Consider the following 23,829-nt stretch of genomic DNA (forward strand, 5'->3'; position numbering starts at 1 on the left):
TTGTTACTATATAAACAAAATCACAATATTAAAGCTAACACTTTGTTACTTAAAAGTACTGTTCAAAATTATTAAGCTATTTATACTATAAGTAATGGTAAATATTTTTTGAGGTTACAGTGCAGATCACACAAGGTATGGAATACTTTTTTTCGGGGTTTAAATTAATTAGCCAAAAAGGGCTAAAGCGTTTTGTCCTTATTCCGTTATTAATTAATATTTTGCTATTTGGTAGCTCGCTGTTTTTTTTATTTGGCTGGTTAAGTGATAGTTTTAGCTACATTAACAACATGCTCCCCGAGTGGTTAAGCTGGTTAGAGTGGCTAATGTGGCCTATTGCAGTATTAGTTGTTCTGTTTAGCTATAGTATGCTCTTTACAGTTATCACTAATTTTATTGCAGCCCCTTTCAATGCGCTTTTGAGTGAAAAAGTTGAGCTTTACCTAACAGGTCAAAAAATTAACGATGACGGCTTTGCCGAACTAGTTAAAGATATACCTCGCATGCTTGCCCGTGAGTGGACAAAACTATGCTACTACCTTCCTCGCGCAATTGGCTTTTTTATTTTGTTATGGGTTTTACCGGTCATTGGTCAAATACTATGGGTGTTATTTACTTGTTGGATGTACGCAGTTCAATACGAAGACTATGCGTTTGATAACCATAAAATTGACTTTAAGCAAATGAAAGACGATTTAAAATCTAAGCAAGGTTTATCATACGGATTTGGTTTTGCTGTTATGTTGTTAACTGCTATCCCTTTTATAAACTTAATAGTTATGCCAGTCGCAGTGTGCGGCGCAACACGTTTATGGGTAGATAACTATCGTCCAAAATATCGCAGTTAATTAAAAGGTTGCTGACTTTTCAATATCTGAAGGACACCGCACCCTAGATTAAAAAGCACCTAAGGTGCTTTTTTTAATCTATTTTTAAAGCAATAAACTCAAGCGATGCACGCCTTGGTAATGCATCGCTTTGTTTATCTACTTCTTCAAATATTTTAATCAAAATACTAAAGCGCTGATTATTAATATTAACGCTTGTAACTTCACCAATTTTTATACGGAAGTTTTGCTGCTGATCAAACAGCTTTAGTATTTGACCTTTTACACGCTCTACGTATAAATAAGGTGTTTGGTCTGGCATCTTTAAACGAATGACATTGATTTTACTTAGTTCATGTACAGCGACCCAATTGTGACTCTGCATTAACGTATTATAACGACTAATACCTTCAGGCTGATAAACAACATCTTGGCTTATAACGCATGTATTACAGTCCTTTACTGATTCAATTCGCCAGTCAACAGCTGTATTTTTATAATACAAATTATCATTTTTTAGTAACCACTCACGTGCATTGTTAGTATCGCTACACGCTATTAGTAAGCTAAAAAAACTACTCAAGATAATAAACTTAGTGCTTAGCATTGGCTTCATACTATTGCTCTTTAATTGCTTTTAACTCAGCAATAATTGCACTACTTGGCTGTGCTTCTTTTATATAACTGGGCAGCGTTTCAATATTAGCAGGCGAGCTTTGTAAATTATGCACCTTACTGTTATTTGTATTTGGCACACCAAATCGATTACCTGCACTTTGCATATAAAACTGTAAATTAAGCATGCTCCACTCATCTACATCACTCAGTATTGATATTGTATTATCTTGGTTAGTATCAAAGCTGGTTAAGCTTTCGGTGTTAATTGCATTACAATTAAAATCAACTGGTAGTGAGCTATTTCTATTTAACCCCTGTACTTCAAGTATGGTGCTTTCATTTAAATCTGCTGAACTACCATTTGAATAATCAATAATAAAATCATCCGTAGAGCCTAAATGACTATTAGTATTTGGTGCAATATCGCAACTAGCATTGCCTGGGTAAAAACGCTCATAGTAGCGGTCGCCTTCGTTATTACCTATTGTTGATAAACCCGCTAATTGATATAAATAGTTCATAGAGCTTAAATGATTAGGCTTAAAATTAACTTCTTCATCACCGCCATGGTATAAACCTAAGTTATGACCTAACTCATGAAATATTGTTGATGCTTGATAATTATAAGTTACATTGGTTGCTACTTGCGTATCAAGCGTTAAACCCCAGCCCCCCATAGTTACCATTAAATCATTACCGCTTATCTCAGCAATACCCGAACCACTAATACTACCGTCTTCGTTACCACTACTTGCCATTAATAAATAATGGAAAATGGGCCTGCGAGTTATATCGCTATATTCCATTTTATAAGCAAATAAATTAGGGCTACTTAAATCGTATTCAAACGGGGTATAGCTATTAAAAGGGACAAGATTTCCGCCACCTAAATCAAAGTTTTGCGGTGCTGTATTTGTATTTTGATCAAACAAATCACCTACGTCAAAGTGGACTGTATAGCCTTTTTCTGCAAAAACAGTGGCTACTTTTTCAAGTGCTGTTCGATGTGGAGTAATACCTACATCACTGCTGTCCATATAATCAACTTCAATAAATATATCTTTTTGTGAGGTACGCGCCCCCCACTCATAAAGTGGTAAACCCGCGAATGTTGTACCCTGTTGCTCAGCGCAATCAGGAATACCATCCTCATCATCATCTATTGTGCAATTTATATTGTTTGGCCCAGCGGGTGTGTTAAACACAGAATAATTCCAATCAGTACTTTGATTAGTGTCTGTTGCATTAAGCTCGCGCTTTAAGCTGCCTCCTTGCTCGGAGATGATTTGCTCTGCGTTACCACCTTGCCATTGTGATGGCGTTACTGGTTCTTGTACTGAGTTACCAAATTTTACAAAGTCGATTGTTTGTGTACCTGCACTATTAAGTAATTCTACAAAACCGTTTATGTACCAATAAGGTCTAATTTCATCACTAGCATTACCTACAAGCGCTATTTTAGGGTTGTTAACTGACGCATTGACTAAAAAATCATCCCCAAACTTACTTTGTAAAATAAGGTACTCACCATTTTCAAGCTCTTTATTGGGCAGTGAAAAAGTTGTCTCTGCACTAGTCGAGCTATTAATCATATTAATACTGCGGGTTTTAAGCGAATAACTCTGTAAGTTTACAGCAGCCCCTGTGCCGTTATAGATTTCAATCCAAGGTAGGTCGTTACTAAATTGCACAGAAGAAACTTCAGTTATTTTTATATCTTGGCTAGAGGTAGTAAAAGAAGTAGCTGTTTGCGTTTCAATGGCCGTATCATCAAAATTAGTTAAATCAGCTGTAACACGGACAATATATTGGGTATCTTCATTAAAGCTTGCGCTTATATTTACAGTATGAAAATAAGTACTTGTGTCACTAGTAGTACCCGACAAACTTTCAATATTTAAGGCCAAGCAAGTAGTAAAATCATCTGCTGACACTTGTACACTTCCTGTACAAGCACCACTACTAGAATTAACTGCTAAAGTGCTCGTTAGCATAATATCTGAAAATGTAATACTAACAGGGCTATCTACAAGAACTGGGTCATTATTACTTTGGGGTGTTACATTACTAATTGTAGCGGGCGTTGAATCAACCACAGTAATATTCAGGGTAAATTCGGTTGTGTCTTTTGAATCAGACGCAGTTAACGTATAGCTTTGTGAAGTGATACTGTTTGCAGGAGGTGTGTAGCTAAAAAGTAAGGCTTGTGCATCAATAACACTAATTTGTGCACCATTTAAATCATCACCAAAATCAATCTGAACGGTATCGTTATCAGCATCGCTAACTATTAAACTAAATTCTGTGGCTTGATTATATTGCACGCTAATACTTACATCATCTGCAGTTGGTGGATTGTTTGGTGCTAATACTACAACTGTTTTTTGAGCGCTATTTGTAGCATTATCGTCATCGGTTACAGTAACCACAAATGTAACATTGGTATTTTGTGCAACAGTGGGCGCATTAAAGCTAATGCTTGTTTGTCTTTGAGTAAGTTCAACTACAGGACCACTTATTTGCTGCCAAGTTATGCTATTAATACTACCATCGCTGTCTTGTGCATCTGCAACTAGGGTTACGCTGTCATCTTTTTCAGCTTCTTCAGGGCCTGTAACAATGACTGTTGGCGCGCTATTTACTTGATTAATTAAAACCGTTTTACTCGCTTGAGCGCTTTTACCTGCATTGTCAGTTACGGTTACGCTAAAACCTAGTGTTGTATTTTCAGATACATTAGGGGCGGTAAAACTAAGGACTCCATCAGTTTGTGAAAACTCAACATTGTCCCCAGCAGACTGAATCCAATTAATATTACTTATAGTGCCATCTGTATCTTGAGCGTTAGCAACTAAACTAACTTGTGTGCTGGCAAGTGCACTACTTGGGCCTGTTATATTAACTGTAGGAGCATTATTTTGAGAGGTGATAGTGCCTGAAAAAACTTGTTGTGCAGTAGCACCTGAGTTGTCAGTAACTGTAACCGAAAAGCTAAAGGTCGTATCGGTTGTTACACTAGGTGCAGTGGCTGTAAGCGTGTTACCGTTAGAGGTAAACGTAAACTCAGGCCCGCTAAGTTGTTGCCATTGATAGCTGGCAATTTGTCCGTCGCTATCACTTGCAAGCGCTGTAATAGTAAATGATTGATTAGAAGTAATAACGTTACTGCTAACCGAAAGCGTAACACTGGGCGCAGCGTTACCAGGGGCCGTAGTTGTATCACTACTTTCGCCTCCCCCGCCACAGCCTGTGATTAAAAGTGATAAAAAAAGTAAACTTAGCCATTTATTAATATTGTTTTTTACCACTTTTAGCCTCTACATATTAACTATACAAATTTTGTGGCACCTTAGTAACGTTTAAATGAACGGTTATTTCCTCACGATCATGATATAGATGTTTAGCTTGCAACTCGTAATTGATACCTTGTTTCTCAAGCTCTTTTCTGATCATCGAAAGACATTCATAAACACTATCAAAGCGTTTTTTCATAGGCAGCTTTAAGTTAAATATAAACTCTTTTGCGTATGCATTTACTGCCCAGTCAATCATTAGCGTAGTCACTTTGGTCGGTTTTTCCACCATATCGCACACTAACCAAGTAATATTTCTTTTTTCTGGGCGATATTTAAAACCGTCGGCTCTAAAATGTTTAACTTGCCCAGTTTGCATTAAATCGTCATTCATTGGGCCGTTATCAATCGCACTTACAAACATACCACGGCGTACAAGCTGATAAGTCCAACCACCAGGGCATGCACCTAAATCAACACTGCGCATACCGGCAGCTACGCGTGACTCGCGTTGTTGCTCAGGTATAAATACGTTAAATGCTTCATCGAGTTTTAACGTTGAGCGACTCGGTGCATCGCTTGGCATACGAAGGCGCAAAATACCCATGAAAAATGGAGAATTATTAAAGCTATACGAGTAACCAACATAAGCCGTATTGTTTGTTAAAAACATGACATGCATTACTGGGCGATTTGCTTTTGGCTCACGTAGTACAGTATTTTGTTTTTCGAGGGCTTTTTTAAGCGGTGTTGAGATTTTTTTACAGAACGTTAAAAGCTCTTTACCTTCGTTTGTGTCTGGCGTTTCAACGCGCAGTTCTGAGCATAATGTAAAATCTTTAGCAGCTTCAACTACTGCGCTCACACGGTCCTCTACTGGCATGTTTTCAAGTAATGTGCCAGCAAACCATTGACGTGCAAACACCATGTTTTTAAAATCAACTTTTTTGATTATTTCGTCGCTGTGATGCGCTTCAAAACATTCGTAAACAACATAACCTGTATTTGGTTTTGCTTTTACATACCCTGCAAAACCTTGCTCTGCAGCATGAAACGTTATTTCAGCAGCGGCATCGTTTTCAAAACCACTACGACAAAAAATCACAACACTAGACATATTAACCCTTAAACTCTTTAAAACTTAAATCGTGCAACTTGCACTAAAATAACAATCCAACCAATAATAAAGCACAACCCACCAAGCGGTGTTATAGGCCCAAGCCACTTCATTCCTGTTAGAGCGAGTAAATATAAACTACCACTAAAAAGTAGTGTGCCCATTATAAAAAAGCCACCAGCCCAACTCAGGTTTATGCCCCATTTAATTAAAATAGCCACCGCAATAAGTGCAAGCCCATGCACCATTTGATATTCAGCAGCCGTTTTAAAAACGCCTAATGAATACTCCGATAAGCGGCTTTTTAAACCATGGGCAGCAAATGCACCTAACATCACCGAAAGCATACAAAAAATACTACCGGTCATTAAAAATAATTTAATCATCTAACCCCCTGCTCGAGTCTTAACGTATCTCAATTTGTTGCTTAATAAATTCAACGGCACTTAACGCTGCTGTTTCTCTATTTTGCAGTTCAGTTACGCCACTTTTTTTACGTGGTTTTAATGAGTGATCGCCATCACTCAGCCAAGTAAACAAAGGCTGCTTTGGCATTTTCATAGTAAGAAGTTCTTCACGTGTACCAAATGTATCTCGCTCGCCCTGTAATACTAAAAAAGGGCAAACAATATTAGCAAAATGATCGGTGCGCAATTTTTCTGGCTTACCCGGCGGATGAAATGGATAACCAAATGCTATAACACCTGAAAGGCTTTGCTCTGTACTACATGCAAGCATTGATGCCATGCGACCGCCCATCGATTTACCGCCTATAAACAACGGTAAATCTGGCTGCGCATTCGTTAGCACTCGTTCATAATAAATAAGTAACTTTGGTGCTCGCTCAGGAGGCCTGCGTTTATTAGTTTGTTTAGCGATTTGCATATATTCAAAATCAAATAAACCAACATCAACCCCCTGCTCGCTTATTAATTTTGCCATGTGCTGCATAAAGTCAGAATCGCTACCAGCACCTGCGCCATGTGCAAATATAAACTGTGCTATTGCAGGTTGCTCCGTGCTTTTAAACCATTCAATCATTATTAATACTCATGTTCTTGCTCATGCTCTACTAAGCTCAGCATCCACTCTTTAAACGAAACTATTTTACCAAGCTCTGTTTGCGACTCACGAAGCACTAAGTAATACGCATTTTTACTCTCTAGGCTATGATTAAACGGAATTACCAAACGCCCTGCGTCTATGTCGGGTTTAGCTAATACACTATTGCCAATTGCCACACCTTGTCCATGTACAGCTGCTTGTAACACCATAGAGGAGTGGCTAAATATAGGCCCTTGATTTACCTGGATGTTACGCACGCCTGCGGTTTTCATCCACGTTTTCCAGTTTTTACGTGTAGTGTCGTGTAATAGTGTGTGATGCGCTAAATCACTAGGTTGATCAAGCGGCTTTAACCCGCTTAATAACATAGGACTACAAAGTGGTACTAAATATTCGGTATGAAGCTTGTACGCTTGCACGCCATTCCAATGACCCCTTCCGTAATAAATAGCAATATCTACGTCATCAGTCAGTGAGTTTTCATCTTGGTCTTGTGCTTTTATTCGCACATCTATCTCTGGATGTAACTCATTAAACAAACTCAAACGAGGCACTAACCACTGAATAGCAAAACTAGGGGTTAGGCTTACCGTTAGTGAGCCCTTAGCGCCACGAGCTAATAGCTTTTCAGTTGCATCAATAAGCTGAGTAAAAATCTCTTTAATATCTAAAAAATAGCCTTGGCCTTCTTCAGTTAACAATAAAGAGCGGTTTTTACGTAAAAACAGCTTCAAACCTAAATGCTCTTCAAGTGTTTTTATTTGGTGACTTACTGCCGCCTGCGTTACATAAAGCTCTTCAGCAGCTTTTGTAAAACTTAAATGGCGTGCAGCCGCTTCAAAGGCTTTTAATGCGTTTAATGGAGGTACCCGTCTTGACATAATAACCAAGCTTAGAATTAGTTTTTCTTATGCGTGAGATTATATACATCATATAAGTTTGTGTATATTAAAGGCATAAAAAAAGCGACCTGAGTCGCTTTTTAATAAACATCATGCTTAATTATAAATCGCTTGCACTTGTATCAAGTGGGGCAAAACTTTTAATTAAATCATCAACCGCTTTCATTTGCGTTAAGTACCCTTCTAACTTGCTAAGCGCTAACGCACATGGGCCATCACATTTAGCTTCGTTAGGATTTGGATGCGCTTCGATAAATAAACCAGCAATACCCAATGCCATACCGCTGCGCGCAAGCTCTGCAGCTTGTGCACGACGACCATCAGCAGAGTCAGCTCGTCCACCAGGGCGTTGTAGCGCATGTGTTGCATCAAAAATAACAGGTGCCATTGCCTTCATGTCATCCATACCCAGCATATCAACCACAAGGTTGTTGTAACCAAAGCTAGAACCACGCTCACAAAGAGCTACGTTGTTATTACCAGCTTCATTAAATTTAGTAATGATATGACGCATTTCATGTGGCGCTAAAAACTGTGGTTTTTTCACATTAATAATTGCACCTGTTTTAGCCATCGCCACAACTAAATCGGTTTGACGCGCTAAAAAAGCAGGTAACTGAATTACATCAACAACTTCTGCAACAGGTGCAGCTTGATGCGGTTCATGTACGTCAGTAATTAGTGGAATTTTAAACGTGTTTTTAATTTCTTCGAATATTTTTAAACCTTCTTCCATACCTGGACCACGATACGAATTGATTGAAGAGCGATTAGCTTTATCAAATGAGGCCTTAAATACATAAGGAATATTTAGTTTCGTCGTAACTTCTACGTAATGCTCTGCAACACGCATAGCTAAATCACGAGATTCTAATACGTTAATACCACCAAACAACACAAACGGTTTGTTGTTTGCAAGTTCAATTTCATTAATTTTAATAATTTGGTCTTTCATTCAAATTCCTTACGGTGCAACTGCTTGCATCATTAATCCACAAATATAAGCCATATACGTACCCACACCATAGCCCAGTACAGCTAACAGAACACCAACAGGCGCTAATGACGGATGAAACGCTGATGCTACAACAGGTGCAGACGCTGCACCGCCCACATTAGCCTGAGAACCCACAGCCATATAAAATAACGGTGCTTTAATCAGTTTAGCCACAATTAACATAATGCTTGCATGCACTAACATCCAAATTGCGCCCACTAAAAATAGCCCGGGGTTATTGAAAATAGCGGTTACATTCATGTGTAAACCAATCGATGCAACCAAAATATATAAAAAGCTAGAAGCTACTTTTGAAGCGCCAAACGCTTCTATTTGCCTCACTTTAGTAAACGATAAGCCTATACCAATCGTTGTTGATATAACAATTAGCCAAAAGAATTTACTGTTTAAGCTGTATTCTTTTGCCCATTCATAAGTAGTGCCAAAGTACGGCCCCAAAAAGTCAGCGCAAAAGTGTGCTAAGCCAGTTATACCAAATGCAATTGCAATCAGCGTCATGTAATCATTAAGAGTTGGGATGCGTGCATGTTCTGCGTGATATTCTTCCACACGCTTTTTCAAATCTTCAATTGCGCTTGTATCAGCACCCGTCGCTGCATCAATTTTCTTATGATTTGCTGCCATTAACAATAAAACAGCCATCCAAATATTAGCGACAATTACATCGACTGTAATCATTACTGAGAATATATCACCACCAACTTCAAACATTTCTTTCATTGATGCTTGGTTAGCACCGCCGCCAATCCAGCTACCTGCAACAGTTGTCATACCGCGCCATACGGCATCTGGGCCATGCCCACCAACAATACTTGGGTCAAATGCGCTCACTACTAAAATAGCTAATGGCCCACCAATAACAATGCCTAAAGTACCCACTAAAAACATAATAAGTGCTTTAGGGCCTAAGTTAATAATCGCTTTTAAATCAATACTAATGGTAAGTAGTATCAAACAGGCAGGTAGTAAGTAGCGCGAAGCCACATAATAAACATTAGATTTATTACCATCTACAATACCAAAGGTATTTAATAACGATGGTAAAAAGTAACACAGTAATAAAGCAGGTACGTATTTATAAAATCGTTTTAAAGCTGGACGCTCACTGTTTGAGGTTTTAAAAATAAACCCCAAAATAATAGCAAGCAAACCAAGCACAACGGCATCATTTGTAATTAATGCGCTTTGAGTTTCAACCATAATTATTCCTATTCTTAATGGTGCGTTTTATTATTATCTTCTAGTTCTTCTATTTGGTGTTGAATAATCTCTATTGCAGGATCGTCCGGACACTCATCTACAAAAAACTGTAAATCATCACGTGCCATTTTAGGGCAACCGAGCTGATTTAATAAGTAACCTCTGTCGCGTCTCTCATACGGGTCGTCGCCTATTAACTCCATTAGCATCTCTACACAGGTTAAAGCATGACCAAATTTATTTTCGCTAATGAAAGACCATTTTTGCTGAGCTAAAAATAACTTATATACTTCGTCATCAAAAATCAGTTCTAGTGGCTCTTGCTCTTGACCATCATCTTCATCTGCGTTTTCAGGGATAATATACCAACTTTGTTGTCCACTGCTTGGCTCTATTATGTAGCCTTCTTCGTCACTAATCGCCACATGTACGCCAACATCACCTTGGGTAAGACTAAGGTTCGCGTCACAGTTAGCTTGTTGTAAAAAATGACAAAGTATAATTGCCAGTGTTGTAGGTGAACCACTGCGCATAGAAAGCGTATAGCTTAATGTATTTAATTTATATTCAGGCACTTTTAAACCTGATGCACTAAATAGCCAATCACTGTAAAACATATCTAATAATTTTTCGAGGCGATCGTGCTCATCACTCACTTTTAAACACAGCGCTGAAATTTGCTGTTCAAAGTCAGTTAAAGTTTCATAACATGGTGTTAAATCTATCTGAGGGTCCCACTTTGACTCTGCTTTAATACAGCGGTAAATCGCTGGAGGTGTAAATTCATCGTAAGCATCATCAAGATAAGATTCATCGTGTTCGTCAAACCCGAGGGTAGTCATTAATACTGCAACATTTTAGAAAACGAAGGCGTAGTTTACCTAACTTTAAAGCTATATACCAATATAGAGGTGTATTTGAATATTTTCTGAGAGGGAGTTGTATTTGAGCTTTACAAAACAACTATAAAGCTCAAATAGTCAGGTATTACTTAAAGCAAAAAAGCTGATTTAGACGTCGCTAAATAACCTATCGCTAAAATAACAGCGGTATTAACTAAAACGTAAGCAACTTTAGCCGCCATTTTAGTTTGTCGGGCGCTTTTAGCCCCAGTACCGATGTATATAACCACTAAAACTATTTTTTCTAATAGCCAATATTGTTCAAACGGATTAATTTTAGCCATAAATATAAGCGTAAGTGCAGACACTAATAACAAAGTATCTATACTGTGACTACCAATCATTACCGCTTTATTTTTTGCTAATTTACCACTGCCCATCCGCGAAAAAGCGCGAACATAAAATAATATTACACTTAACATCGCAATTGCCATGTGCGAGTGCTTTACTGCTAAATAATCCATATGCCCCTGTACTTCTGTTTTATAAAAATCTAATCAGGAAAACGGCTAAGAACCGCCTCTAACTCATCAAGCTTTTCGTTAAATACTTCAACCATTTTTGGTTCAAAATGTGTGCCTTTTTGAGCATTAATTTCATCAACCACATTTTGTAATGTCCAAGGCTCTTTATAACACCGTTTATGGCGAAGTGCATCGTATACATCAGCAAGTGCGACTATACGGCCAAATACGTTAATTGCGTTTCCACTTAGACCTTGTGGGTAACCAGACCCATCCCATTTTTCATGATGCTCTTTTGCAATAATTGCACCTGTACTCACAATTTCATGGGGAGAGTCTTTTAAAATAGTATAGCCTTTATCAGTATGGGTTTTCATCACTTCCCATTCTTGAGGTTCTAACTTTGCTGGTTTGTTTAAAATCGCATCAGGAATGCCCACTTTACCTACATCATGAAGAGGCGACGCCAACCTTACTAAATCTGCATCATGTTTAGATAAACCATAGCCCTCAGCTAAAATATGACAAATATGTGCTACACGTTTAACATGATTACCTGTCTCGGTTGAGCGCTGCTCTACTGCTTCACTTAACCTATAAACAAGCTCTTGTTGTGTCGCTTCTATTTCAGACTGAAGCTGCACATTTTCAAAGGCAAGTTGCACATTTTGAGAAAATATTTTGATTAAATGACGCTGAGTATCCGTTAAATCCTTTGGGACACCTGATATAAACAGCATTGAGTTATGATTGTACTCACTACTGCAGTACGCAAATAAGTAATTATCTTTATAAATGATACTTTTATCATTTAGCGCCTGATGACACGCACTTAACTGCTCAGCTTGTAATACCTCATCAAGCTCTTTACCTTCACTTTTTTCAAAATCACCAGTGCCAGAGCAAACTATTAGCTTTTTATTTATTTCATGTTCTGGGTTTTGTGCAACTAAAGTGGTGGCATACATAGCTTGATCAGCAATACCCAATAAAGATGTTAATTGCTGCATAACGCCTTCAATAAAGTGCTCTATTGAATGCGCAGAAAAAATATCACGAGACGCTATAATTATTTTCTCAAGCCCTTCGCGTGACTGCTCAATCGAAATAATATCCCGATACGAGCGTAGGCTCGACATAATAACAGTAAATAATTTTTGAGCCGTTAGCTCAGTTTTCGATTTGTAATCGTTAATATCATAATTAATAATGACTTGACGTTCAGGTGCCTGGCCAGGTTGGCCCGTTCTTAAAATAATCCGAATATGATTATTTTTAGCTTCTTCACGAATAAACTTAGCAACCTGCAAACCAGCGTCGTCGGTTTCCATTACCACGTCAAGTAGCACAATAGCGGCATCTGGATGCTCTTTTATGAGCTCTTTCGCTTCAGCACCTGAGTAGGCACTAATAAACTCTAAGCGTTTATTTTGAAATTCAAAATCACTCAGTGCTAGTTTTGTAACAGCATGAACTTCAGGTTCATCATCAACGATTAATACTTTCCAGGTACCGTGTTCAATCTCATCGATTGTTTCTTCTGGTTCATCTGAAAATAAAAAATCACCCATCATAGTCGAAATTCCTTCATGGCATTATTTAACGCACTAGTAGGCAATTATTATTCTCTAGGGCCACAGTGCAAGTGTTACACGGTCATTGTTACCAAGGTCTTTCACTGTTTTAATATTAACAAACGCCATTTTTTCGAAGAAATGACGAACAGCTTCACCTTGCTCAAAACCGTGTTCTATTAAAAGATAGCCATTAGATGACAAATAGTCACGTGATTGTGTAATTATTTGTTTAATATCAGACATTCCGCAATCATCAGCCACTAATGCCGATAAAGGCTCAAAGCGCACATCACCCTGATTTAAATGTATATCGCTACTTTCTATATAAGGAGGGTTAGTGACAATTAAATTGAATTTTTCGCCATGCAACTCACTAAACCAGTTACTCTGTTTAACATGTACATTATTAATCGCTAATCGCTGCTGGTTACGTGTAGCAAGTGCAACTGCATCGCTTACCCTATCTACTGCAGTAATTTGCCAACTAGGCATTTCACTACCCAGTGCCAACGCTATTGCACCAGTACCTGTGCCTAAATCAAGCACCTTTGCTGTAGCGGGTAGCACTATTTCAAGTGCTTGCTCGACTAATGTTTCAGTATCTGGTCGAGGTATCAGGGTCGTTGCGTTAACTTCAAGCGATAAGCTCCAAAATTCACGCAGCCCAGTTATATGGGCTACGGGCTCACCTTTTAAACGTCTTTGGATAAATACATTAAATTGCGATTGTTGCTCATCACTAAGCGCATGTTCTGGCCAAGTAAAAAGGTAACTGCGAGGTTTTTGAAGTATATGAAGAAGTAAAACTTGTGCATCTAATTTAGCACTTTCGCTGCTAAGTGCTAATAAGTCAGCACCTGCAGCAATTGCTTGTTCAAGAGTGTGAGCCACAATTACTCGTCGCCCATGGCCGCAAGTAAGTCAGCTTGATGCTCTTGCATTAATGGGTCAATAATCGCACTTAAATCACCGGCTACCACTTCGTTTAAACGATAAAGTGTTAAGTTAATACGGTGATCGGTAATACGACCTTGCGGGTAGTTATAAGTACGAATACGCTCAGAACGATCGCCACTACCTACCAAGTCACGACGTTCAGAGGCTTCTGCCGCATGGCGTTTTTCATCTTCAGCTTGTTGCAGTCGAGCTGCAAGTACTGACATCGCTTTAGCGCGGTTTTTATGCTGCGAACGCTGATCCTGACACTCAACCACAACACCGGTAGGTATATGTGTAAGTCGAATAGCAGAATCAGTTTTATTTACGTGCTGACCACCTGCGCCTGATGCACGAAATGTATCAACTTTTAAATCTGCTGTATTAATTTGTATCGCTTCAGCTTCTGGTACTTCTGCCATAACCGCAACAGTACACGCTGAGGTATGAACACGACCTTGTGATTCAGTCTCTGGTACACGTTGTACGCGGTGTACGCCTGATTCAAACTTTAATTGACCGTAAACGCCTTCGCCACTGATATTTGCAATAACTTCTTTGTAACCGCCATGCTCACCTTCATTGGTGCTTACAACTTCTACTTTCCATTTTTTATTTTCTGCGTAGCGGCTGTACATACGAAATAAGTCACCAGCAAAAATAGCCGCTTCATCGCCGCCCGTCCCTGCTCGTACTTCAACAAACACGTTGTTGTTATCTCGCGGATCTTTTGGCAACATTAATACTTGAATTTGATCTTCAATCACTAGTATTTGTGCTTTTGCTTCTTTATATTCTTCTTGCGCCATTTCACGCATTTCAGGGTCAGAATCTTTAAGCATTTCTTCTGCACTGGCTAAATCGTCTTGCGTTTCTTTATAGTTTAAAAACGTTTTTACAATCTCTTCAAGCTCAGAATACTCTTTTGAAAGCGCACGAAAACGGTTTTGATCACTAATGACCGACGGGTCGCTTAGCAGCGCTTGTACTTCTTCGTAACGCTCTACTAAGGTTTCTAATTTATTATAAACAGACTCTTTCATTTAACGGTTATTCCTGATCAATACCTAACATTTTTTTCAACTGGTTTAGCTGCGCCACTTCACCTTTTTTCGCTGCATCTTGTATTGCACGGGTAGGCGCGTGCATTAAGCGATTGGTTAATTTATTGGCGAGCTCTAATATAATTTTTTCTGCATCTTTACCTGTATTGAGCTGACTAACAGCACGCTCTACAAGTTCAGACTTAATTGTTTGTACATCGTTTCGATAATGGCGGATTAAATCTACCGAATCGAGTGAACGCATCCACATTGCAAATTCTTTGGTGCGTTCAGTAATAATTATTTGCGCTTGCTGTGCAGCTTGCTCGCGCGCTGCCATATTCTCGCTTACAATGGTTTGTAAGTCATCAACGGAATATAAATAGGCAGCATCTAGCTCCCCAACTTGGCTTTCTATATCACGTGGAACCGCTATATCTATAAATAGCATAGGTTTATGACGTCGCTGCTTTAGCGCCTGCTCAACCACCCCTTTACCAATAATAGGCAAAGTGCTGGCTGTAGAACTAATCACTATATCGGCTTTATGCAAACGCTCAGGCAATTGCGCCAAAGCAATCACATCTGCCGACACTTCGTCAGCTAAGTTACGAGCTCGCTCAATAGTTCTATTTGCAACAGTGATATTTTGAGGCTCATTTTGGTATAAATGTTTAGCAACCAATTCAATGGTTTCACCTGCGCCAATTAATAACACATTGGTCTTATCAAGCTTGCCATAAATATGCTTTGCCAAGTTAACTGCAGCAAACGCTACCGATACCGCACTTGCGCCAATATCGGTTTCAGTTCTAACTTGTTTCGCTACCGAAAATGTTTTTTGAAACAACCTATCAAACGTAACACCTACTGCATCGTGGTTTTTAGCACTAAAAAACGATTGCTTTATTTGCCCCAGAATTTGCGGTTCGCCCAACACTAAAGAATCCAACCCACACGCCACGCGCATTAAGTGATTAATAGCATCGTTATCTTCGTAACAATAAATGTTTTTGCTCAGTTCATGTTCATCCAAACCATGGAAACTGGCAAGCCAGCTCAACAGTGTTTGGGAATTTTGCTGAGCGAGGCTACAATAGATCTCGGTTCGATTGCAGGTAGACACAATAACCGCTTCATTAAAGTCGGCATGGCCACTTAATTGTTGCAACGCCTCTGAAATTTGCTCAGGCGAAAAAGCCACTTTTTCACGTAATTCTACGGATGCGGTTTTGTGATTTATACCTAGTGCTATTATGGTCATATTTGCCAAATATTGCTGAGCCCTACTTCAAAGGCGGTAATTTTACCAAAAATCAGCGGAATATGGAAAGTAAGGAACAACATTTGATTCGACAATATTTGATTTTATTCATGTTTTTTTTGTTTTTAGGTGGCTGTGCTCATCAAATTGATACAAAAACAACACTTTATGATGATTGGAAACCACGTTTAGCTGCTCAAAAAACTTGGCAAGTAGAAGGTAAACTAGCATTTATTAGCCCTGAAGAGCGTCAATCTGCAAACTTAAATTGGCAGCAAACAACAAATTCCAATAATTTAATACTGACTACTTTTATTGGTACTCGTATTTTGTCGCTTAAACAAACAGCTAACGGTGCTGAATTAGAGTTTGACGGTGAACAATACTTTGATACTAACGCTGCAGAGCTTTTAAAACGATTAACGGGTTTTACACTACCGGTTGATAATGCCGATAACTGGCTTAAAGGCACTATTGACGATGAAAGTTTAATTGTTGATGAGCTTGGGCGTGCAAAGCAAGTATTATGGTTTGATAATACAGGCAAAAAATGGCAAATAGATTATGGCACTTATGTACAAAACGCAGGTTACTGGTTACCTACTAAACTGACGTTAAAGCACCAACAAATAAAAATTAAAATTCAACTATACGATTGGCAGTTTAAATAAGTATGAATAACAAAACCTCTTTTTCACTTATTGCTCCGGCAAAACTCAATTTATTTTTACATATTAATGCTCGCCGAGAAGATGGCTATCATGAACTTGAAACCTTATTTACTTTTTTAAATTTTGGTGATGAGCTGCATTTTGAGTTAACAACAGATGGGAGTATTTCTGTCGGTGGTGATACTAAAGACATCCCTCTAAATGATAATCTTATCTATAAAGCGGCTTTATTATTACAAACACACTGTAAAACCTCTTTGGGTGTAAAAATAAATTTAATTAAGCGCTTGCCGATGGGGGGCGGTGTTGGAGGAGGTTCATCTGACGCAGCGAGTACTTTATTAGCCCTAAATAAGTTATGGAAATTGGCACTAAATTTAGAAACACTAGCACAATTGGGGCTCAAGTTAGGGGCAGATGTTCCAGTGTTCATACAAGGTCAAAGCGCCATAGCGCACGGTATTGGTGAAAAACTACACCACGTAACACTTGAACAAAAATGGTACTGCGTTGTACACCCTAACCAACATGTAAGTACCGCAAAAATATTTACACATCCAGATTTAAAACGCGACACACCAAAAATAATAGGCGACTGGAAACACCATACTTTGACCAACGATTGTGAGCCTTTAGTTAAAAAGCTTTGCCCCGAGGTTGAAAAAACCCTCCAGTGGTTGCTAAAATACGCCCCGTCGAAGATGACCGGAACAGGTTCATGTTGTTTTGTCGAATTTGCTAGCCAAGTTCAAGCACAAGATGTACTTGAAAATCTCCCCCATACTTGGCAGGGTTTTGTGGCTTCAAGCGCAAATGTCTCACCTGCTCATACGGAGTTAACCGCCATATTCGATCAATGAAGTAACGTACAAGTAATCATAAGTTAACCCGCAGTGATATTTATCATTGCCCGTTAGTCCAAATATTCAGTGCCTGAGGAACCCTACCGTGCCTGACATGAAGCTCTTCGCTGGTAACGCAACACCTGAGTTAGCTCAAAAAGTTGCAAAACGTTTATATATTGAATTAGGCGATGCTGTTGTTGGCCGTTTTAGCGACGGTGAGATCAGTGTTCAAATAAATGAAAATGTTCGTGGCTCGGACGTTTTTATCTTGCAATCAACCTGTGCCCCTACAAACGATAACCTGATGGAACTTATCGTTATGGTTGATGCTCTACGTCGTGCATCTGCAGGTCGTATTACTGCCGTCATTCCTTATTTTGGTTATGCGCGCCAAGACCGTCGTGTACGTTCTGCTCGTGTTCCTATTACCGCTAAAGTTGTTGCAGATTTCTTATCAAGTGTTGGTGTTGACCGTGTTCTTACGGTTGATTTACACGCTGAACAAATCCAAGGCTTCTTTGATGTACCTGTAGATAACGTATTTGGCAGCCCTGTATTACTTGAAGATATGAAAGAACGCGACTTTGAAGACGTCGTTGTTGTATCTCCAGATATTGGTGGTGTTGTACGTGCTCGTGCAATTGCAAAATTACTAAACGATACCGATTTAGCAATCATTGATAAACGTCGCCCTCAAGCAAATGTTTCTCAAGTAATGCACATTATTGGTGACGTTGAAGGTCGTGATTGTATTATCGTAGATGATATGATTGATACCGGTGGTACATTGTGCAAAGCCGCAGAAGCACTTAAAGAGCATGGCGCTAAGCGTGTATTTGCATACGCAACGCACCCTATCCTTTCAGGTAAAGCAGCCGAAAACTTACGTGACTCAATGATTGATGAAGTAATTGTAACTGACTCAATTCCGCTATCTGATGAGCTTAAAGCCCTTGATAAAGTTAAGGTACTTACGCTTGCTGACATGTTAGCAGAGACTATTCGTCGTATTAGTAACGAAGAATCTATCTCAGCGATGTTTGAACACTAAAATTAAACATTCCTGAATATAAAAGCGCCTTTTGGCGCTTTTTTTGTAAGCGATGTTTATTTTATCTGGGCGTGGTGGTATGATAGCGCGCCTTTTGGCTAGGGACCTTGGTCGCAAAGGCCCTACACATTTAAATAACTGGAGACATCATGTCTAACAAAACTTATACGTATAACGCTGAACTTCGCGTAGAAACTGGTACTGGTGCGAGCCGCCGCCTACGTCGCGAAGACAAAGTTCCTGCAATCCTTTACGGAGCTGATAAAGAAGCTTTATCTCTTACTTTTGCTCATAAAGATATGATCAAAGCTCAAGAAGACGAAGGTTTCTACACGCATATCCTTACGCTTAACGTTGATGGCGAAGCTGTTGAAGTAATCTTAAAAGATATCCAACGTCACCCATTCAAGCCTAAGCTTACTCACCTTGATTTCCAACGTGTAGATGCTACTCATAAATTTCAAACTAAAGTTCCTCTACACTTCATCGGTGAAGAGATTGTAACTAAAGCTGGCGCAACTGTTGTTCACCAGTTAACTGAAGTTGAAATTACGTGTCTTCCAAAAGCACTTCCAGAATTCATTGAAGTAGATGTTTCTAAGTTTGTTGTTGGCGATTCAGTTCATATCTCTGACCTAACTTTCCCTAAAGGCGTTAGCTCTGTAGATTTAGCTAAAGGCGAAGGCCATGATCAGTCTATCCTGACTATCAAAGCAAACAAAGCAGCTCCAGTTGAAGACGACGCTGCAGCAGCAGAATAATATTTAAGGTCTCGCAACCTTGAATTCTATTCAAATGCTTGTGGGCCTGGCTAATCCAGGCCCCGAATACGCAAACACACGCCACAATGCAGGTGCTTGGTTCATCGAGCAAATCGCTGCACGCTATAACTGCACTCTAAAACACGATCCTAAATATCACGGCCTTACAGGCAAAGTGATCATTCAAGGCCAAGAATTCAAATTATTGATCCCCACTACTTACATGAATTTAAGTGGTAAAGCGGTCAGTAGTTTAGCTAATTTTTTCAAAATCCCTGTCGAGGACATTTTAGTTGCCCATGACGAATTGGATTTAGACCCAGGCGTTGCCAAATTAAAAAAAGGTGGCGGGCATGGCGGTCATAATGGTTTAAAAGACATTATTGCAAAAATGGCAAATCAAAAAGACTTTATGCGCTTGCGCATTGGTGTAGGTCATCCGGGGCATCGTGAAATGGTAACTGGTTGGGTGCTTGGAAAAGCGGCCAAAGAAGACCAAGAAAAAATGGATGCTGCTGTTGATGAAGCAGTTCGTTGCATGGAAATACTTGCAAAAGATGGTGTGTTAAAAGCACAAAACAGACTACATTCGTTTAAACCCTAGTAACTTGGGTCCAAGTACACCGTTTAAACGAATTCTAAACAAGGTATCTTACTATGGGTTTTAAATGTGGCATCGTTGGCTTGCCTAACGTAGGTAAATCAACGCTTTTCAATGCACTAACTAAAGCGGGTATTGAAGCCGCTAACTTTCCTTTTTGTACCATTGAGCCTAATACAGGTGTGGTACCTGTGCCAGATCCTCGTCTAGACGAACTTGCTAAAATTGTTAATCCTCAACGAGTTCTTACCACTAGTATGGAATTTGTAGACATTGCTGGCTTGGTAAAGGGCGCATCTAAAGGTGAAGGCCTTGGTAACCAGTTTTTAGCTAACATTCGTGAAACCGATGCAATTGGCCACGTAGTTCGCTGTTTTGAAGATGAAAACATCATTCACGTAGCAGGCACTATTGACCCTGCTGACGATATTGACGTAATCAACACTGAGTTAGTACTTGCTGATATGGATAGCGCTGAAAAAGCCCTTTTCCGTAACGCAAAAAAAGCAAAAGGTGGTGATAAAGACGCCAAAGAGCAAAATGCCGTACTTGAAAAAGTAAAAGTGCATCTTGATGAAGGCTTAACTTTACGCGCTTTAGCATTAACTAAAGAAGAAAAAGCAGCAATCAGCTCTATCAACTTCTTAACTATTAAACCAACTATGTATATTGCAAACGTTGCTGAAGATGGTTTTGAAAATAATCCATACCTTGACCGTGTACGCGCTATTGCTGCAGCAGAAGATGCGATTGTCGTTCCTGTATGTGCTGCTATCGAATCTGAGCTTTCAGAATTAGATGACGAAGACAAGCTTGAGTTTATGGCTGATCTTGGCTTAGAAGAGCCCGGCCTTAATCTTGTTATTCGTGGTGGTTATGAATTACTACAATTACAAACTTATTTCACTGCGGGTGTTAAAGAAGTGCGTGCATGGACAATCCCTGTAGGTGCAACAGCGCCACAAGCAGCGGGTAAAATCCATACCGACTTCGAGCGTGGCTTTATTCGTGCGCAAACGATTGCTTTTGACGACTTTGTTGCCTTTAAAGGTGAAAGCGGCGCAAAAGAAGCAGGTAAGATGCGTCAAGAAGGTAAAGAGTACATTGTTAAAGACGGCGATGTAATGAACTTCTTGTTCAACGTATAAGTTAAATGAAACCAAATTAGTATTGGTAATAATTTTAAAGGCTCGTTTTTACGAGCCTTTTTTGTACCTCCAACGTTATAAACTTATAACATTGACATAGCCCCAACCTAAATGCCTACGTTTAATTTAAAAATACACCCTAAGCAGAAGATCAAACCTCAATAATAAGTACCTCTTAAACAAATTAATGTTAAGATTTAACCAGAGCGTAATAATTTGTTGAATAATCAAACAGCTTCAAACTATTGGTTTTTGCTTTTTTTATTTAGCGACAAATTTTGTATGTGAATTGCACTCAAAAAATCATCATTTTTATTAAAATTTAGCCGCTTAGCTTAATTTTCCTGCAAACAAACACAGTTAAGTGTTTTTTTGCAAAAAAGGTGTTGACGAATTTGGGTCATATCAGCATAATACGCCCCGCACTCAGCGATGAAGTGCTAACAAAAAAGATGGCTAAGTAGCTCAGCTGGTTAGAGCACATCACTCATAATGATGGGGTCACAGGTTCAAATCCCGTCTTAGCCACCATATTTTTTTGTTGCTCAATGAAGAGTTTAAAATAACTACCTTGTGTGCGGGAGTGGCGGAATTGGTAGACGCGCTGGATTTAGGTTCCAGTATCTTAGGATGTGAGAGTTCAAGTCTCTCCTTCCGCACCATAATTCTTGATAAGAATTAAAACTATCAATTGTTATNAGTTGGGATATCGCCAAGCGGTAAGGCACCAGGTTTTGATCCTGGCATTCCCAGGTTCAAATCCTGGTATCCCAGCCAATTTGACTTCCTTCTCTAAAACTTCTCAATATTCATTAAATTCAGCTTACTTTTTCTGTACTTAAATATACATTTATAAATTCGTCTATATTTATTGGTTTGCTATATAAATACCCTTGTAAATAATCACAGTTCATACTCAATAGCGCTTGCTCTACTTCTTTGGTTTCTATTCCTTCAGCTACTACATCGCAATTTAATCGGCTCGCCAAAAACAACGTAGATTCTACAATAGCGTAATCAGGCGGATTAATGAGCATGTCTTTGATAAACGATTGATCTATTTTTATCTGGTTTATGGGCAACTCCCTTAATAACGACAGTGACGAAAACCCCGTACCAAAATCATCAACACTAAATTTAAATCCACGCATACTTAACTGCTGCATCATTTTTCTTGCTGCGGGTATGTTTGTCATCATTGCCCCTTCTGTAATTTCAAATATTAGTGAATCACTTAAAGTCGGGTCAGTAGTAAGTAAGCTAATTATAAATTCGTAAAACTCGCTGCTTTCAATATCTTTCGTTGATAAGTTGACATGAATAGTACCGGTGAACCCAAACAGTTTAAGTTTTCTAATATGGTTAACTGCTTCTTGTACAACCCATTTCGATAAAACAAAAATAAGCCCTGTACGCTCAGCTACACTTATAAACTTTTCAGGACTAATAAAGCTACCATCAGCTTGCGGCCATCGGATCAGCGCTTCTAGGCCATGCAATTGAATATCTTTGGAGTTCATTATTGGTTGTAAATAAAGCTCGAATTCCCCTTTGTGTAACGCGGCTTTAATTTTGACTGATAAATCAAAAAAGTCCTCAGCTCGTTTACCTATTTCAGATGAGTAATTTACTAAAGGTTGAAATGTCTTTTTTGCTTCATGCAGTGCCAAGTTGGCTTTTTTTAATAACTGGTCAGGTAATCGGCTATCATCTGGGAAACGGCTTACGCCTATACTTAATTGTATTTTAACCATTTGCTCATGTGTACAAAACGGAGCTTTAACGGCTGAGTTTATAATATTTACACAGTGAGCCATGCTTTCATCAGTATCGGTATTCAATAAGAACGCAAACTCATCCCCCCCTATTCGATATAATTTAGCAATGCCACATAGTTCTTTGCTTAACTTATTAGCAAAAGCAGCCAGTAGTTGATCACCACATTGATGACCAAACGCATCATTAATTTGTTTAAAATTATTTAAATCAATATAAAATAATGCAAATGAAGAAGGGTAATCGACTTGTTTACTCAAGGATTTAAAAAAGTTATTGCGATTGGGTAAGGTTGTTAAGTTATCGTGCTCAGTTTGATATTTTTGATACTGCGTTGCTTGCTCTATTTTAAGGATGCTTTTCAAACTCAGTTTGACAACTAAGAAAACAAACCCTGCACCACCAAATAATATTGTGGCAACTGCATTTCTTATTATTGGTGCCGTATCGTAATTTGAAAAGTAATAAAGTATCCACCAATACCCTAAAATAAAACAGACAATAGCGCATAAAAGTACACTCCACGCTCTTTGCGATGTTTTTTTACAAACTTTAAAGGTTGTTTTTAAGCTAGCAACTAGCAGTAGCGCACCTAAAATAATTATTACTGAAAAAAAATTATCCACACATAGGCTCTTTAAAATTATTAAATTGCGGTTTAGTGATATAACCCTAGGGGCTGTTGATCTTTGTAGTACATATATCAATCAGCCCACATTGGTAGCCACATCATAGTAAATGCTAAAGCGA

22 protein-coding genes and 3 tRNA genes are annotated in these 23,829 nt (G+C 38.9%); 10 read left to right on the plus strand and 15 right to left on the minus strand.

Annotation, left to right across the window (positions count from 1 at the left end; all coding sequences use genetic code 11):
- The first annotated feature begins 119 nt into the window (after positions 1-119).
- Positions 120-848 carry a sulfate transporter CysZ gene (gene cysZ / locus I6E69_RS13520; protein WP_002958567.1) on the plus strand — a complete coding sequence of 243 codons (729 nt, stop codon included), beginning with the start codon at positions 120-122 and terminating at the stop codon, positions 846-848.
- Positions 849-921: 73 nt separating this feature from the next.
- On the opposite strand, the gene I6E69_RS13525 is transcribed toward cysZ, so the two are convergent.
- From I6E69_RS13525 to hemA, 14 genes are all read right to left on the minus strand, one after another.
- Positions 922-1,443, minus strand: a complete 522-nt coding sequence (locus tag I6E69_RS13525) for a hypothetical protein (protein WP_197121435.1) — start codon at positions 1,441-1,443, stop codon at positions 922-924.
- 1 nt (position 1,444) lies between these two features.
- Entirely contained in the window at positions 1,445-4,753 is a 3,309-nt protein-coding gene (locus I6E69_RS13530) for an Ig-like domain-containing protein (RefSeq protein WP_197121436.1), read from the minus strand.
- Between the two features lie 16 nt (positions 4,754-4,769).
- Positions 4,770-5,855 (minus strand): 23S rRNA (cytidine(2498)-2'-O)-methyltransferase RlmM, encoded by a 1,086-nt coding sequence (gene rlmM / locus I6E69_RS13535; RefSeq protein WP_024605425.1) that lies wholly within the window; start codon positions 5,853-5,855, stop codon positions 4,770-4,772.
- A gap of 17 nt (positions 5,856-5,872) precedes the next feature.
- Positions 5,873-6,241 (minus strand): DUF423 domain-containing protein, encoded by a 369-nt coding sequence (locus tag I6E69_RS13540; protein WP_024595287.1) that lies wholly within the window; start codon positions 6,239-6,241, stop codon positions 5,873-5,875.
- Positions 6,242-6,260: 19 nt separating this feature from the next.
- Complete coding sequence (locus I6E69_RS13545) at positions 6,261-6,896, minus strand: alpha/beta family hydrolase (RefSeq protein ID WP_138489382.1); 636 nt, start codon at positions 6,894-6,896, stop codon at positions 6,261-6,263.
- A gap of 2 nt (positions 6,897-6,898) precedes the next feature.
- Positions 6,899-7,801, minus strand: a complete 903-nt coding sequence (locus I6E69_RS13550) for a transcriptional regulator GcvA (RefSeq protein ID WP_002958561.1) — start codon at positions 7,799-7,801, stop codon at positions 6,899-6,901.
- A gap of 121 nt (positions 7,802-7,922) precedes the next feature.
- Positions 7,923-8,777: a 3-deoxy-8-phosphooctulonate synthase gene (kdsA, locus tag I6E69_RS13555; protein ID WP_002958560.1), complete on the minus strand. Its 855-nt coding sequence runs from the start codon at positions 8,775-8,777 to the stop codon at positions 7,923-7,925.
- Between the two features lie 9 nt (positions 8,778-8,786).
- Positions 8,787-10,040: a DUF819 domain-containing protein gene (locus I6E69_RS13560; RefSeq protein ID WP_024595290.1), complete on the minus strand. Its 1,254-nt coding sequence runs from the start codon at positions 10,038-10,040 to the stop codon at positions 8,787-8,789.
- A gap of 14 nt (positions 10,041-10,054) precedes the next feature.
- Positions 10,055-10,882 carry a tetratricopeptide repeat protein gene (locus I6E69_RS13565; protein WP_002958558.1) on the minus strand — a complete coding sequence of 276 codons (828 nt, stop codon included), beginning with the start codon at positions 10,880-10,882 and terminating at the stop codon, positions 10,055-10,057.
- Between the two features lie 149 nt (positions 10,883-11,031).
- Positions 11,032-11,406 carry a SirB2 family protein gene (locus I6E69_RS13570; protein ID WP_197121437.1) on the minus strand — a complete coding sequence of 125 codons (375 nt, stop codon included), beginning with the start codon at positions 11,404-11,406 and terminating at the stop codon, positions 11,032-11,034.
- Between the two features lie 29 nt (positions 11,407-11,435).
- Positions 11,436-12,980 carry a response regulator gene (locus tag I6E69_RS13575; protein ID WP_188085202.1) on the minus strand — a complete coding sequence of 515 codons (1,545 nt, stop codon included), beginning with the start codon at positions 12,978-12,980 and terminating at the stop codon, positions 11,436-11,438.
- A gap of 54 nt (positions 12,981-13,034) precedes the next feature.
- On the minus strand, positions 13,035-13,874 hold the full coding sequence (gene prmC, locus I6E69_RS13580; RefSeq protein ID WP_197121438.1) for a peptide chain release factor N(5)-glutamine methyltransferase: 840 nt from the start codon (positions 13,872-13,874) through the stop codon (positions 13,035-13,037).
- 2 nt (positions 13,875-13,876) lie between these two features.
- On the minus strand, positions 13,877-14,962 hold the full coding sequence (gene prfA, locus I6E69_RS13585; protein WP_002958554.1) for a peptide chain release factor 1: 1,086 nt from the start codon (positions 14,960-14,962) through the stop codon (positions 13,877-13,879).
- A 7-nt stretch (positions 14,963-14,969) separates the two neighbouring features.
- Entirely contained in the window at positions 14,970-16,226 is a 1,257-nt protein-coding gene (gene hemA, locus I6E69_RS13590; RefSeq protein WP_175413900.1) for a glutamyl-tRNA reductase, read from the minus strand.
- Positions 16,227-16,309: 83 nt separating this feature from the next.
- Between hemA and lolB the strand changes: the two genes are divergently transcribed.
- From lolB to I6E69_RS13635, 9 genes are all read left to right on the plus strand, one after another.
- The gene (gene lolB, locus I6E69_RS13595) at positions 16,310-16,897 is read left to right on the plus strand and encodes a lipoprotein insertase outer membrane protein LolB (RefSeq protein WP_033020640.1); all 588 of its coding nucleotides are present in this window, start codon (positions 16,310-16,312) and stop codon (positions 16,895-16,897) included.
- A 2-nt stretch (positions 16,898-16,899) separates the two neighbouring features.
- On the plus strand, positions 16,900-17,757 hold the full coding sequence (ispE, locus tag I6E69_RS13600) for a 4-(cytidine 5'-diphospho)-2-C-methyl-D-erythritol kinase (RefSeq protein WP_154903382.1): 858 nt from the start codon (positions 16,900-16,902) through the stop codon (positions 17,755-17,757).
- Between the two features lie 88 nt (positions 17,758-17,845).
- On the plus strand, positions 17,846-18,793 hold the full coding sequence (locus I6E69_RS13605) for a ribose-phosphate pyrophosphokinase (protein WP_002958550.1): 948 nt from the start codon (positions 17,846-17,848) through the stop codon (positions 18,791-18,793).
- A 149-nt stretch (positions 18,794-18,942) separates the two neighbouring features.
- Complete coding sequence (locus I6E69_RS13610) at positions 18,943-19,554, plus strand: 50S ribosomal protein L25/general stress protein Ctc (RefSeq protein WP_002958549.1); 612 nt, start codon at positions 18,943-18,945, stop codon at positions 19,552-19,554.
- 19 nt (positions 19,555-19,573) lie between these two features.
- Entirely contained in the window at positions 19,574-20,158 is a 585-nt protein-coding gene (gene pth / locus I6E69_RS13615) for an aminoacyl-tRNA hydrolase (RefSeq protein WP_002958548.1), read from the plus strand.
- A 53-nt stretch (positions 20,159-20,211) separates the two neighbouring features.
- Positions 20,212-21,303, plus strand: a complete 1,092-nt coding sequence (ychF, locus tag I6E69_RS13620; protein WP_002958547.1) for a redox-regulated ATPase YchF — start codon at positions 20,212-20,214, stop codon at positions 21,301-21,303.
- Between the two features lie 454 nt (positions 21,304-21,757).
- A tRNA-Met gene (locus I6E69_RS13625) sits at positions 21,758-21,834 on the plus strand.
- A gap of 46 nt (positions 21,835-21,880) precedes the next feature.
- Positions 21,881-21,965, plus strand: a tRNA-Leu gene (locus I6E69_RS13630).
- 40 nt (positions 21,966-22,005) lie between these two features.
- Positions 22,006-22,080, plus strand: a tRNA-Gln gene (locus I6E69_RS13635).
- A 41-nt stretch (positions 22,081-22,121) separates the two neighbouring features.
- On the opposite strand, the gene I6E69_RS13640 is transcribed toward I6E69_RS13635, so the two are convergent.
- Positions 22,122-23,705 (minus strand): bifunctional diguanylate cyclase/phosphodiesterase, encoded by a 1,584-nt coding sequence (locus I6E69_RS13640; RefSeq protein ID WP_002958546.1) that lies wholly within the window; start codon positions 23,703-23,705, stop codon positions 22,122-22,124.
- Positions 23,706-23,829: the final 124 nt, after the last annotated feature.

It is taken from the genome of Pseudoalteromonas sp. NZS100 (assembly GCF_015864815.1).
Lineage (GTDB): Bacteria > Pseudomonadota > Gammaproteobacteria > Enterobacterales > Alteromonadaceae > Pseudoalteromonas > Pseudoalteromonas distincta.

What these genes read in the sequence shown, in the direction of transcription:
- I6E69_RS13525 (WP_197121435.1), bottom strand. Translation starts at nt 1,443, where the DNA reads ATGAAGCCAATGCTAAGCACTAAGTTTATTATCTTGAGTAGTTTTTTT.
- rlmM (WP_024605425.1), bottom strand. Translation starts at nt 5,855, where the DNA reads ATGTCTAGTGTTGTGATTTTTTGTCGTAGTGGTTTTGAAAACGATGCC.
- I6E69_RS13540 (WP_024595287.1), bottom strand. Translation starts at nt 6,241, where the DNA reads ATGATTAAATTATTTTTAATGACCGGTAGTATTTTTTGTATGCTTTCG.
- I6E69_RS13545 (WP_138489382.1), bottom strand. Translation starts at nt 6,896, where the DNA reads ATGATTGAATGGTTTAAAAGCACGGAGCAACCTGCAATAGCACAGTTT.
- I6E69_RS13550 (WP_002958561.1), bottom strand. Translation starts at nt 7,801, where the DNA reads ATGTCAAGACGGGTACCTCCATTAAACGCATTAAAAGCCTTTGAAGCG.
- kdsA (WP_002958560.1), bottom strand. Translation starts at nt 8,777, where the DNA reads ATGAAAGACCAAATTATTAAAATTAATGAAATTGAACTTGCAAACAAC.
- I6E69_RS13560 (WP_024595290.1), bottom strand. Translation starts at nt 10,040, where the DNA reads ATGGTTGAAACTCAAAGCGCATTAATTACAAATGATGCCGTTGTGCTT.
- I6E69_RS13565 (WP_002958558.1), bottom strand. Translation starts at nt 10,882, where the DNA reads ATGACTACCCTCGGGTTTGACGAACACGATGAATCTTATCTTGATGAT.
- I6E69_RS13570 (WP_197121437.1), bottom strand. Translation starts at nt 11,406, where the DNA reads ATGGATTATTTAGCAGTAAAGCACTCGCACATGGCAATTGCGATGTTA.
- I6E69_RS13575 (WP_188085202.1), bottom strand. Translation starts at nt 12,980, where the DNA reads ATGATGGGTGATTTTTTATTTTCAGATGAACCAGAAGAAACAATCGAT.
- prfA (WP_002958554.1), bottom strand. Translation starts at nt 14,962, where the DNA reads ATGAAAGAGTCTGTTTATAATAAATTAGAAACCTTAGTAGAGCGTTAC.
- hemA (WP_175413900.1), bottom strand. Translation starts at nt 16,226, where the DNA reads ATGACCATAATAGCACTAGGTATAAATCACAAAACCGCATCCGTAGAA.
- ispE (WP_154903382.1), top strand. Translation starts at nt 16,900, where the DNA reads ATGAATAACAAAACCTCTTTTTCACTTATTGCTCCGGCAAAACTCAAT.
- I6E69_RS13610 (WP_002958549.1), top strand. Translation starts at nt 18,943, where the DNA reads ATGTCTAACAAAACTTATACGTATAACGCTGAACTTCGCGTAGAAACT.
- ychF (WP_002958547.1), top strand. Translation starts at nt 20,212, where the DNA reads ATGGGTTTTAAATGTGGCATCGTTGGCTTGCCTAACGTAGGTAAATCA.